Genomic DNA, 12667 nt, shown 5'->3' with positions numbered 1-12667 from the left:
CACCGTTAGTTCAATATCATCTCAATAAATATTTTTGATTAATTCGATAGACTATATTTAACAACTCTATTTTTTATTTTTATACAAAAATAGTAGATGTTTTTTCGTTTAATGATGTATTTTAAACTATTCTTAAAAGTTGCACACTTGAAAAGCTTAGATGATGGAAAGTCCGTAAAATAGGGTTTTGTAAGGATTTCTGGTGGACAGTGAGGGACTAGTACAGGAACATAATATTCTTTGAAAAAGCCCGTAAAATAGGGGTTTATAAGCATTTTATGCCTCTTTTATTTTGGTTGGACACAGGTTGCACAATGGTTGTACAAATTTAAAAATTATTTTATCTTTTTGAGTTGCTCTAGCTCCTTAAATACAAAAATAAAAATTATCAAAATTTATATTGATTCACAGTATAAAAACATCTCAGAGCGTACCATAAATTTTTTATGATATAATTTTTAAACAATGAAATAGATGGAATTCAAATGCAAACTATTCAGTTAAATGTTGATGATAGTTTATTTGATCAAGCGTTGGAGCATATCAAAAGTTTTGTGTCTCATCACAGAAGTAAAAGTAACTTTGAATATAAAAATGATGCGGATGAAGTTGTAGAAGTGATAGATGGAAAAGAGTATATCATACCCACTAAAAAAGATATTGAGCTTCTAAGTGAATCTATCAATAAAAACGATTATGTATCAAGTTCAGAAGCTAGAAAGATGCTTTTTGTGAAATGATTTCACTATTTTTAGTAACTTAGAAAAAGCAAAGAATCTTTTTAGCCCCACTTTTTTAAGACAAAATAACAAAAGCACACTTTAACATTTATACTATTTATGATAAACTTTGCTTTATAAAATAAAGAGAATATGGCATGATAGAGCAACTACAAGAAAAACAAAGAAAACTACTCTTTTTTGCTAAAGAGATAAACTACACAAGAAAAGAGTTTGCATTTATCAATAGTGATGAGCGGCTCATAGCACTTATCGGTGCAAGAGGCGTGGGAAAAACCACCCTTTTGCTTCAGTATTTAGCACAATACCCTCTTGATGAAGCACTCTATTTTAGTGCGGATGATATCAGCATTGCCGCTTTTGGCATCATAGAGATAGTGGAGGAGTTTTATAAACTAGGTGGTCGCATAGTTGTCATAGATGAAGTGCATATGTTCAAAGAGTGGGCGGCACATATCAAAAACCTCTATGATTTTTATCCTGATTTGACCATACGCATAAGTGGTTCATCGATGCTGAGTATCTTGATGCAAAGTCATGATTTAAGCAGAAGGATTGTCACAAAAGAGCTTAAAACACTAAGTTTTAAAGAGTATTTTGAGATAAAACACAACGCAACGCTTCCATCACTTTTGCTTGAAGAGCTATTCTTAAATCACAATGAACTATCATTTGAGCTAACTAGCAAATACCCAAATCTTTTTAGAGAATTTAAAAACTATCTTAAAAACGGTGCTTATCCCTTTTTTACTACAAGCAAAAGCGATGAGAGTTTCGATAGCAAACTTTTCAACTCCATAGAAAAAATCATCTATGAAGATATACCATCAACCAACAAAGTAAAGTTTGAAAACCTTGTGGTATTTAAAAAGCTTATCTATACCGTGATAGCTTCCAAAGTGCCTTTTTTAGTCAAGATTGATTCTTTGGCAAAAGAGCTTGGCATCAGCGAACCGACACTTTATACCTACCTTGATATTTTAGACAAAACAGGTATTTTCAGAACACTCAAAAAACAGAGTGCAAAACAAAATAAAAAACCTGAAAAACTCTACTTTTGTAATACAAACATCCTCTATACCCTAGCCAATGATCAAAAAATAGCTACCGATATCGGCACAGTGAGAGAAACATTTTTTGTAAACGCATTTGCTGAGATTTACTATAGCGAGATAGGGGATTTTCAAGCAGGTGAAATTATATTTGAGGTTGGCGGTAAAAGCAAAAAGTTTACACAGATAAAAGATGTATATAAAAGCTATTTGGTTGTAGATGTAGATACCACTACCCATAAACATAAAGTGCCGCTTTGGATGTTTGGGCTTATGAGTTGACATCTAGCCATTTTGAAACTAAGTGAATCTATCAATAAAAATGATTATGTATCAAGTTCAGGAGCTAGAAAGATGCTTTTGTGAAATGATTTCACTACTTTTCAGTAAAAAAGCCATTTTAAAACTTCCCAACTTCCCAATTTTTGCCAAACACCAAAAAAGAAACCAGCTCAATAATCTTTTAAAGCACTCATCTATCAGTTCCAGTTTTTAAGTAATTTCAGTCTAACAAATTATTTATTGACACTAAAATAAAATCTTACATTTTTATTTTATTCCCAAGAAAAATTCATTCCCTACATTCCATAAAAACCCGATGAAACTAACAGAAGAGGTAAAAACTTTAAAAGACTAAGAGAGCTGTTTTCTCTTTCTAAAATTGAAAAGCTAGGAAGAAAAAAAACAATCCCCTCAAAAATCTTCAAAAAAGGTAAAAATTTAAATTTAAAGGACAAGAAGATGGAAACATTAGAGGTATTAAAAATAAAAATGGAAGTGCTAGATCAAGTTTTAAATGACATTGACAGCATTATTGAAAAAAATGAGGTTAAAAAACAATCAGAGCTGGAATGACCCCACTTATATAGACAGAAACTTATTCAGTTAACACCTTGTTTTTTGAAGCCTCCAAATTATATCTTTTTTCAAATTCATTTGGTGAAATATGCCCCAAATAACTATGTCTTCTTTTTGGATTGTAGAACATCTCTATATATTCAAAGATTTTAGATGCTGCAATCTCTCTTGTTAAAAATACATTTTTTCTGACAAGCTCTTTTTTAAGAGTTTTAAAAAAGCTCTCTGCTACTGCATTGTCATAACAGTTGCCGCGTCTGCTCACCTCGGTGCCCCTTGAGGGTATGCTTGGGACAATATTATGATGTTTTAGGAATATTCTATACTCATAGGAGCTGTACTGGCTCCCTTGATCTGAGTGAAGAATTACTTTGTCATCTGCTTTTTTTACTCTTGAAATTGTAGATTTTAAAGCTTGTAAAATTAAATCTGTTGTTTGTCTATGCGCTGTCGCCCAGCCAATCACTTTTCTGCTAAAGAGATCTATAACTATTGCAAGATAGAGCCATCCTTCATGCGTTCTGATATAAGTTATATCGCTCACCCAGCTCTCATTTGGAGAGCTTGCAATAAAGCATTGCTGCAGATGATTTGGATGTGCTTTGTGAATTGCACCGGCTTTATGCTTAGGCTTGCGTCTATATGTGCCAACTCCATAAAGTCTCGCTATACTCATAAGTCTTGCAACTCTCTTTTTATTTACATGTATCCCGGATGCTAACAAATCTTTATGGATGTTTCTATAACCATAAATACCGCTGGACGCTTTAAATGCGTCTTTTATATAAACTACCAATTGCCGGTTTTCAATCTCTCGACTTGAAACAGGCGTAGTGAGCCATTTATAATACCCGCCATGATGTACTTGCATTACATTGCACAGCCTTCTCACTGTGTAATATCCGCTGTACTCTTTTATAAACGCGTACTTTAATTTGGGTGGCTTGCAAAGTACGCTGCGGCCTTTTTTAAGATATCACGCTCCTCTGTAACTCTTTTAAGCTCCTTTTGGAGGCGTTTTATCTCTAAATGAGAAGCTAACTCTTGATTGTTTTTAGCTATTGCCTCTGGGGATTGAAACTTTTTTATCCAGCTCCTAAGAGACTCGAAATGTACACCCAACCTCTCCGCGGTCTCGTGTACGCTATAACCATTGACTGTAACTTGTTTTACAGCTTCCATCTTAAATTCATCTGTATATCTCGGTGGCATTTTAACCCTTAATTTTTCATAGCAATTTCTCTTGCTATTTTATCAAATTAACTGATTAAAAGTTTGTCTACTTTATAGGGGTCATTCCAGATGGTTGTTGATAGTTTTGTTTGCGAGTGTTTCATACTTCTCTTTTTTATAAACTTTTTCAATTTCATCAATTTTGAGCTTTTCAAATTTTTTGAATTTGTTCAGGTTGGATGGAATGAGCATAAGGTTCTTTTGAAATTGTTTGAAGAAAGCAAAATCATAAACAGTATCTGGAGTGCTTAAAAATTTAAGATAGTAAAAGCTTGACACATAAGCCTTTTTGCTTGATATGCTTCTTTTTTCGATGTTGATTTTATGATCTAAATAGTCATTGAAGTACTCTTCTATGTTGTTATAGTTGATTTTTTCAACTTCTACCTCTTTTTTAAGCGTTGGCGTTGTTTGGTTGTTGCCAAAGAGATTGTATTTACTTGCCAACTCTTTTGCTATTTTTTCAGCCATTTCTTCAGTTTCTTCTGGGTTATTTGGGTCGGGATTGACATTGATTGTGTAGCTTACCGAGTATTTATCATTTAGCATATTGTTTAACATGCCACCGATAGAGCTTTTTTTGGAAGTTTCGTTAAATTCATCCATTAAACTTTTTCTTAAATCATCAGGTGTCATTTTTAAAAAGCCTTTCAATTTATTTGCTATCAAATTTCTTAAATATTTGGCAAATTCTACATTATCTGTTTTTAGACTATATTTAACAACTCTATTTTTTATTTTTATACAAAAATAGTAGATATTTTTTCGTTTGATGATGTATTTTAAACTATTCTTAAAAGTTGCACACTTGAAAAGCTTAGATGGTGGAAAGTCCGTAAAATAGGGCTTTGCAAGGGTTTCTGGTGGACAGTGAGGGATTTGAACCCTCGGTAACTTTCGCTACGGCCGCGTTCCAGGCGACTAGATTAAACCACTCTCCCAACTGTCCTTTGTGGGGATGCAATTGTACATTCTCAAGGCTTAAGGAGAGCTACATTAAGTCGCTGTAGTCGTATTTTTGTAAATCTATGTAGTATTTTTTGCCTATGGTTATGATTCTGGCATCCTCTTTTGCGGCGCGTTCAAACTTCTCTTTGATTCTGTTACGCTCTTTTTTTGGAAAATCTCTGCTTTTGAGGTATTTGTTTACAGATATAAGCCTTCTTCCCTCTTGGGTTATGGTCTCTTGTGCCTCTTCTTGCGCTATCTCACCCTCAATCATCTCCTGCGGGGCGTGAAGCATAAGTTTTGTGGAGATGGCATTGATGATATTTTTGAGCTGTTCATCTTTTTCTTTGTAGATGCGTTCGATTTTCAGGCGTTCTTCTATGAGCATCTGCTCTTTTTGGTCCCTTAGACTTCTTGTCTCTTTTTCTAGCGTCTCTACTTTTTGCTGGAGCTTTTCGTTTTGCTCTTCTAAAAACTTGTAGTATCTATCAGGCGTTTGATGGGGTGTTTTTTGTGTGGTTGTTTTTTTTGTCAAAGGCTGCACGCTCTCCTCTTTCTCAAGGATAACAAGTTTGATGCCGTCTTCGACTACGCTTTGCAAAGAGCCTCTTCTTATGCGGTTGTGAATCGCCTCTTTAGATACTCCTAAAAGCTCCGCTGCATCATGGATGGTTACCTTTGACATAGCTGCTCCCTATCTCATATTTTCAAAAACAAGCGGTGCTTCCCACTCCATGGAGCGGATAGTTGCAATAACTTTTTGCAAGTCATCTATCTTCGCCCCTTTGACACGGATGGAGTCGCCCTCTATCTGTGCGGTTACTTTGAGTTTGAGATTTTTTATCTCGGCAACTATCTTTTTAGCCTCTTTGGACTCTATGTAGTCCACTACTTTATAGGTTGCTTTTCTTGTGTTACCGCTTGCATTTTCAACTCTCACTTCCTCTAAAACTTTGGAAGAGAGGTTTTGTTTGAGGAGTTTTGTTATAACAACATCTTTTAGTGCGTCGAGTTTGTTATCGCTTGATGCAACTAACACTAACTGCTTCTCTTTTTCTTTAAAGTCAACTTCATAGGTCGTACCTTTAAAATCATAACGGTTTGCAACCTCTTTATCCACCGAATTTATCGCATTTTTAAAACTTTGCATATCAATCTTTGCGCTTATATCAAATGAGTACTCTTTTGCCATTTATCTTACCTTTTATAACATAGTGTTTAATTATAACATAAAACAATGTTAGTTCTTTCGCATAAATGCGAAAAGCTTTAGGGGGTTGTAGGGACTTTAGTCCATGCCACTGAAACGGACATGTTCGTTTTAGTGTGTAACATCAAATGGTATGCTAAAACTGTGGGCTTCCGTCAAACCCAAAACCGCCGCCGAAATTTGCAAAACTAGGATCCGTGTAGCCTAACATTGCACTTCTCGCCCTAAGTTTTTCGATATCTGCTTTGCTTGAGATACCTTGCGGGCAGACAATGGTGCATGCGTTGCAAAGGGTGCAATCCCAAACACCGTTTGTTTGGATGGTGTCTATCTTCTCTTTTGGATTTTGCTCTCTTTTGTCACTTACATAACGCAAAACTCTTGTAAGTGCAAACGGTCCTAAAAACTCCTCATTTACCGCATAAACAGGGCATGCGCTATAGCATGAACCACAAAGGATGCAGTCACTTTGGAGTGCGTTTCTCTCCTCATCCTCCACACTAAGTGCCACATCTTGGACAAAAGAGCTTTGATGCGCTTTTGCTTTTGCGTTCATGGCGTACGCTTTATCCATATCTACTACCAAATCACGCAGAATCAGGACATTTTGCAGAGGCTCTACTATATCGCCCTCTTGAAGTTGGTGGGCGCATGCCAAAACCTCTTTGCCGTTTACCCGTACCGCACAACTTCCACACACACTGCTTCTGCATCCACTGCTATACGCCAGTGTTGCATCCACGTTTGCTTTGAGCCAGTTCAGAGCCTCTAAAAGTGTTCTTCCCTCTGCCTCGTAAGAGACAAACGCATTTTCTCTTTTGATACTAATTTTCATAACGCACCGCCCTATCTTTGCCTATAAGAGAGTTCGCTTCAAATCCCACCTCACTTTGCGGCGCATCTACTCTAAAATGCGCTCCACGGCTCTCTTTACGCTCAAGTGCGCATAGCAAAATCAGCTCACTAAGTTCTAACATGTTTGCAAACTCCAAAAACTCCGTTAGGTTTGTGTTATACTCTTTTGCCTTGTCGCCAACACCCATTTTTGGCACTCTGCTTTGCATCTCTTTTACTTTTGCAACTGCTTCTTGCATAGAGTTCTCTTCTCGCAAAATGCCTACATTTTTGTAAAAAGCATCGCCTAGTTCTTGATGTGCTTGGTAAAAGTTTATCTCGTTTGTATAGTTTTTTATCTCTTTAATTTTTGCTTTCCAAAACTCTTTTTGGTTAGAACTATTTACAAACGGGATAGCTTTTTTTGCATGATACGCAGCACTCTCTCCTGCTTTTTTGCCAAAAACTACAAGCTCTAAAAGCGAGTTTCCGCCAAGTCTGTTTGCACCGTGAACTCTTTGGTTTGCACACTCTCCCACCGCAAAAAGCCCTGTTATATTTGTTTGCGCATTTGTGTCCACCAAGATACCGCCCATAGTGTAGTGTGCTGAGGGTTTAATGGGGATGAGTTCATAGATGGGGTCAACGCCCTCATAAAGTTTTGCAAGTTTTGCCTCTTGGGGCAACTCATGTTCGATAAACTCTTTGCCCAAATGGCGGATATCTAAAAAAACGTTCTCGCCTCTTAGCATCTCTTCATGGATGGCACGTGCTACCTCATCGCGAGGGGCTAGTTCGTTTGTAAATCGCTCACCTTTTGAGTTGAGCAGATGCCCTCCCGCACCTCTGGCACTCTCTGAGATAAGGATGGAGGAGTTTTTCATCGCTGTTGGGTGGAACTGGATAAACTCTAAGTCACTTAGCACCGCTCCGGCTCTAAATGCCGCAGCCATACCATCCCCGCTTGATGCAACGGAGTTTGTGGAGTGGGTGTGAAAAACTCTACCGTATCCGCCCGTTGCAAGGATAACGCTACTGCTCTCATGAACTTCTACTTCACCGCTTCTTTTGTTTAAAACCAAAACACCGCTAACGTATGTTTTGTTAGTGTCACTGTGTGTTAGCAAATCCAAAAGATGACGCTCGTTTAAAAACTCTATCCCAGCCGCCACGCATCTGTCATAAAGTGTGTGGAGTATCTTCAGCCCTGTGTAATCTTGCGCATAACAAGCTCTTGCGGCGGATGCACCTCCGAGTTTTCGCTGTGCGATTTTGCCCTCTTTGGTTCTGCTAAAAGGTACGCCTATGCCATCAAGCCATGCAAGTGCCTCCGGTGCGCTTTGACATAAAAACTCCACCGTACTCTCTTTTGCAAGACCGTGTGCCGATTTGAGCGTGTTTTGGATATGTGCGTTCACACTATCTTCCCCCGCATTACCCAAAGCGGCATTAATGCCCCCTTGCGCCATGCATGTTTGGCTTCTTGTGGGGTACTCTTTGGTGATTACCGTTACTTTAGCACCATGTTCATTCGCACTTAGTGCGGCAACAAGTCCAGCCCCACCTGCTCCGACTACGATAACACTATTTTTCATTTTCCCTGCCTATCTCTATGGTAAATTTCGCACCGTTTTGAATATTTTGAGCATAGATTTTGCCTTTATGGTGCTGTTCTATAATGCTCTTTGCCATATAAAGTCCAAGCCCTGTACCGTTTTTATCGAACTTTGTAGAAAAGTACGGGTCAAAAATCTTCTCTATGATATCTCTTTTGATTCCCTGAGCGTTGTCACTTATCTCAACCACAGAGATATTCTCTTTGTCATAACTTCTTATCACTATCTGAGCATCCACTATATGCTTCTCATTTAACTGCTCTCTAGCATTATTGATGATGTTGAGAAGTGCTTGGAGGAACTCATTTTGAAAAAGTTTAAGCGTTGAGTGCGACTCAAGTTCCAAATGCAACTTCACATTTTCAGATAAAAGAGTATCCTCTAAAAGGTTGGATGCTTTGAGAAGAATGGTATTTAGATGCACCTCTTCTTGAAGCTTGCTTGGTCTGTAAAAATCACTAAAATCGGAGATAATTGCACTAAGCTCCTGCGTTTGCGCTCCTATCTTTTTGAGCTTCTCTTCTAAAAGTGCAACAAATCTCTCCCGCTCTTTTGGGTCGTCTAGGTCATACTCTTCAAGCTCTATCGCCATCAAGAGAGAGATTTGAAGTGCGGCTATGGAGCTAAGAGGCTGCTTCCATTGGTGCGCAACCATGCTTATCATCTCACCCATCTGCGCCAGTCTGGATTTGTGAAACAGATAGCTCTCTTTTTGCTGTATCTCCCGCACCGCCTCTTCTACTCTTCGCTGCAAATCCTCTTTGAGTATCTCTAACTCTCTGTTCTTTTTATCTAAAAGATGCTGTCTATATAAAAAGATGAGAAGTAGGAGCATCGCTGCACCTAAAACCTCTTTTATATAGGCAAACGAGACGCTTTTTACATAGTTGATAGAGATCCAATGGTTCACCATCTTATCGATACCCATCTTCTCTATCTCCTGTGCGCCCTTTTCAAAGATAGTATAAAGAGGTGTCGCATCTCTTGCAACACCAAAACGCATCCCAACCTTCTCTTCAAACTGCCCTGCAATCTTCAAATGCCCATTGGAGATATTTTTAAAAGCGTATGCAGTTGTTATGAGCGTATCGATGTATCCAAAGTATTTTCCATCTTCAACACCAGCAAACCCCTCTTGAAGCGAGTTGACATATGAAACCTGTAATTTTGGGTATCTTCTTTGAAGCTCATGGACAAATGGATTGTCTTTGATAGCTACAAAATTTTTCTTCAAAACACTGCTCATCTCTACTATGTAGTTTTGCGTTTTCTTTGTCACAACGACAAGGGGTTCGTAGTGGTAGGTGGAAGTAACGTGCAGTGAGGCGTTGCACATCGACTCTGTTGCAATGGGTACTACATCGCATCTGCCCTCTTTGAGATTTTTGAGACACTCCTCCCAGCTTTTTGCAAAAACTGGATGAAAGGGGGTACTTATATGTTTTTGTAGCTCTTGTAAAAGCTCACCACCGATGCCTCTTAACTTGCCATTTTCCTCAAACGCAAGCGGTGCAGAAATATTTGGCGCGCAGATACGAATCTCTTTTTTCTCTTTGAGGTAGCTTCTCTCCTCGGGTGTCAGCACTACTCTTCTTGGGTTGAAAAGAGCCTTTTGGATGTCCACGTCCGATGTTACTAACCCCATCACTCTATAGATATCCAAAATCCTCTTCATCTTTGTTATCTCTAGCATACCAAGGGGCGTATCGCCTACAAAAGCGAGTTTTTTCAGCTCCTCTGCTTCAAAATGAAGTGCCTCTTTGCTCTTTTGCTGTACGTTATACTTTTGGTAGATTAGCTCTACTGTTTCGTCTATATTTTCAAAAGCGTACTTCCACCCTTTGAGTGATGCCTCTTGAAATCTCGCCACCCTCTGCGGATGCTCAGTCGCCTCTTTTTGTGAAGTAAAGAGGATGTCACTGTAAAAATCAAACCCCTTCTCTTTGGGAGAAAAACAGCGGTACGATATGTTTCTCTCTTGTAGCAAAAAAGGTTCATTAGAACTATAACCCGCATACAAATCGACATCTTTACCCGTAAGTTGCTCTAGGCTAAAAGTATGTTTTTGAAAATCGATGTTCTTCTCATCTACTTGCGCCGATTTTATCATCGCATAAACCGGTGCGCTCTCAATGGCATCTTCAGTCATCATAATCTTTTTATGTTCAAAATCTTTGATACTTTTTATCTCAGATGATTCAAGGGCGATGAGCGTGATGGGTGAGGACTGAAACAACGCACTTAGAAGCGAAATCTCTTTGCCCTGCGCAAAATACCAGATAAGGCTTGAACGCCCTATACCGTACGTCGTTTTTTGGCTTAAAACATCTTCTACAACATCGACATCACTGCCATGCTTTTTTATCTCAACATCAAAACCTGCATCTTTGTAAAAACCTTTCTCTTTTGCCACGTAGTAGCCCGCAAACTGAAACTGGTCTAGCCATTGGAGTTGTAGAGAGACTTTTTCAAGCGGCTCATGGGCAAACAGAGTGGCGATAGAGAGGAAAAAAAGCGTTATATATTTCATGGCTTGATTATACCACAAGAGCGAGTGCGTAGTATCTGGCAACTCTTAGAGTTCCTGCTATAAGCACAAACCAAACAAACCTAAGCCTCACAACACCTGCCACAAGTGTTAGCGGATCGCCGATGATGGGAAGCAGCGAGAGCAAAAGTGCGAGATAGCCATATTTGTGTCCGTACGTATAGGAGAGCGTGCCGATTTTGGATGCAAAAAGTTTTGTTTTGGTTTTTTCATAGAGCAAGTAGCCCAGAAAGTAGTTGGTAATGATGGCAAGCGTGTTGCCGCTTGAAGCAAAAAAGAGTGCTTCATAAAGAGGCATACCGCTCTTTAGCGCTGCCACAAAAGCGACTTCAGAGCTAAAGGGAAAAATAGTTGCGGCTAAAAAAGCCGAGAGAAAAAGAGCTAACGCAGCGATGCTTAGCTGTCTTTCACTTTTGTGATAAGCTCTCTTGCTCTCTCAAGTGCTTTGTCCGCTTTGTCAAAAACAAGTGCCACCGCAAGGCGTCTGCCTTTGTGCGCTTCAGGTTTGCCAAAAACACGCACATATGAAGTATCGCTAAAGAGTGATTCATCTACCTCAACCACAGGTGCGTAGTTATGCACTTCCGACTTAAACGCCGCACTTGCTCCCTCGCCATAAAAGGTAAATCCAAGCGGAAGCCCCAAAACTGCTCTAAGATGAAGCGCGAACTCACTTTGCGACTGGGTAATGAGCGTTACCATTCCCGTATCGTGCGGACGAGGAGAGACCTCAGAGAAGTAAACCTCATCCCCTTTTACGAAAAGCTCCACCCCAAAAAGACCACGACCGCCAAGACCGTCCGTTATAGCCTTAGCCATCTCTTGCGCTTTTTGTTTTGCCACTTCACTCATCTGCATCGGCTGCCACGAAAATACATAGTCGCCATCTCTTTGCTCATGCCCGATAGGCTCACAAAACACAGTCTCTTTACCGTTTCTAGCGGTGAGCATCGTAATCTCATAGTCAAAATCTATAAACGCCTCAACGATAAGCTCACTTGCATCGCCACGTGCCTCTTTTGCCATCTCCCATGAAGCGTCGATGTCATCTGCACTTCGTGCCACGCTCTGTCCATGTCCAGACGAACTCATAACAGGTTTGATAACACACGGAAAGCCCATACGTCCTGCTGCGTCTTTTAATCCATCTTTTGTAGTGACAAACTCATATTTTCCCGTTTTAAGCCCTAAAACCTCAGCGGCAAATGTACGGATATTTTTGCGGTTCATAGTTTTACTAACAGCACTTGCATTTGGTATAACGTTATACCCTTTATCTTCCGCCGCAAAAAGCGCATCGATACTGATAGCCTCAATCTCCGGAAGTATAAAATCTGGCTTTTCACGGTGGATAATCTCTAAAACTGCATCTTTGTCTTGCATATTGACAACATATGAGCGGTGAGCTACATGGTGTGCCGGAGCATTTTGGTATCTGTCAACCGCAACGACCTCAAGACCAAGTCTTTGCGCTTCAATAGCAACTTCTTTACCCAGTTCGCCAGAGCCAAGCAACATAATTTTTTTAGAGTTTGATTTGAGTGGAGCAGAAAAACGCATGATAATTCCTTCATTTTAATCGACTTCTTGCAAAATGAAAAACACGCTCACTAAGGCTTCACGAAGCT

11 protein-coding genes and 1 tRNA gene are annotated in these 12667 nt (G+C 39.3%); 2 read left to right on the top strand and 10 right to left on the bottom strand.

Annotated elements, in window-relative coordinates; all coding sequences use genetic code 11:
- The first annotated feature begins 485 nt into the window (after positions 1-485).
- Positions 486-740, top strand: a complete 255-nt coding sequence (locus tag AC6H4V_RS00215; protein WP_497607023.1) for a hypothetical protein — start codon at positions 486-488, stop codon at positions 738-740.
- 137 nt (positions 741-877) lie between these two features.
- Positions 878-2074 carry an ATP-binding protein gene (locus AC6H4V_RS00210; protein WP_497607022.1) on the top strand — a complete coding sequence of 399 codons (1197 nt, stop codon included), beginning with the start codon at positions 878-880 and terminating at the stop codon, positions 2072-2074.
- 595 nt (positions 2075-2669) lie between these two features.
- Here the strand turns inward: AC6H4V_RS00210 and AC6H4V_RS00205 are convergent.
- From AC6H4V_RS00205 to purT, 10 genes are all read right to left on the bottom strand, one after another.
- Positions 2670-3862 (bottom strand): IS3 family transposase gene (locus AC6H4V_RS00205; protein WP_497607021.1). Its coding sequence is split into 2 segments (ribosomal slippage): positions 2670-3613 and positions 3613-3862, totalling 1194 coding nucleotides; the frame shifts between segments, so codons are not numbered across the junction.
- 81 nt (positions 3863-3943) lie between these two features.
- Positions 3944-4519, bottom strand: coding sequence for a hypothetical protein (locus tag AC6H4V_RS00200; RefSeq protein ID WP_497607020.1), 576 nt, complete (start codon positions 4517-4519; stop codon positions 3944-3946).
- 225 nt (positions 4520-4744) lie between these two features.
- Positions 4745-4832 (bottom strand) — tRNA-Ser (locus AC6H4V_RS00195).
- 42 nt (positions 4833-4874) lie between these two features.
- Complete coding sequence (locus tag AC6H4V_RS00190) at positions 4875-5516, bottom strand: DNA-binding protein (protein ID WP_497607019.1); 642 nt, start codon at positions 5514-5516, stop codon at positions 4875-4877.
- Positions 5517-5525: 9 nt separating this feature from the next.
- A complete protein-coding gene (locus AC6H4V_RS00185) occupies positions 5526-6023 on the bottom strand; it encodes a YajQ family cyclic di-GMP-binding protein (protein WP_497607018.1) in 498 nt (165 codons plus the stop codon).
- Between the two features lie 154 nt (positions 6024-6177).
- Positions 6178-6876 carry a succinate dehydrogenase/fumarate reductase iron-sulfur subunit gene (locus AC6H4V_RS00180; protein WP_497607017.1) on the bottom strand — a complete coding sequence of 233 codons (699 nt, stop codon included), beginning with the start codon at positions 6874-6876 and terminating at the stop codon, positions 6178-6180.
- Positions 6866-8470 (bottom strand): FAD-dependent oxidoreductase, encoded by a 1605-nt coding sequence (locus AC6H4V_RS00175; protein WP_497607016.1) that lies wholly within the window; start codon positions 8468-8470, stop codon positions 6866-6868. Before AC6H4V_RS00175 ends, AC6H4V_RS00180 begins: the two co-directional genes overlap by 11 nt.
- A complete protein-coding gene (locus tag AC6H4V_RS00170; protein ID WP_497607015.1) occupies positions 8460-11021 on the bottom strand; it encodes an ABC transporter substrate-binding protein in 2562 nt (853 codons plus the stop codon). The genes AC6H4V_RS00175 and AC6H4V_RS00170 overlap by 11 nt, the downstream gene beginning before the upstream one ends.
- A gap of 7 nt (positions 11022-11028) precedes the next feature.
- Positions 11029-11358, bottom strand: a complete 330-nt coding sequence (locus AC6H4V_RS00165; RefSeq protein ID WP_497607014.1) for a DedA family protein — start codon at positions 11356-11358, stop codon at positions 11029-11031.
- Between the two features lie 77 nt (positions 11359-11435).
- Complete coding sequence (gene purT / locus AC6H4V_RS00160; RefSeq protein WP_497607013.1) at positions 11436-12599, bottom strand: formate-dependent phosphoribosylglycinamide formyltransferase; 1164 nt, start codon at positions 12597-12599, stop codon at positions 11436-11438.
- Positions 12600-12667 lie beyond the last annotated feature (68 nt).

This window comes from Sulfurimonas lacustris (genome assembly GCF_059705355.1).
Note: the sequence above shows the minus strand (reverse complement) of the source record. Positions and strands in the feature narration are given on the sequence as shown.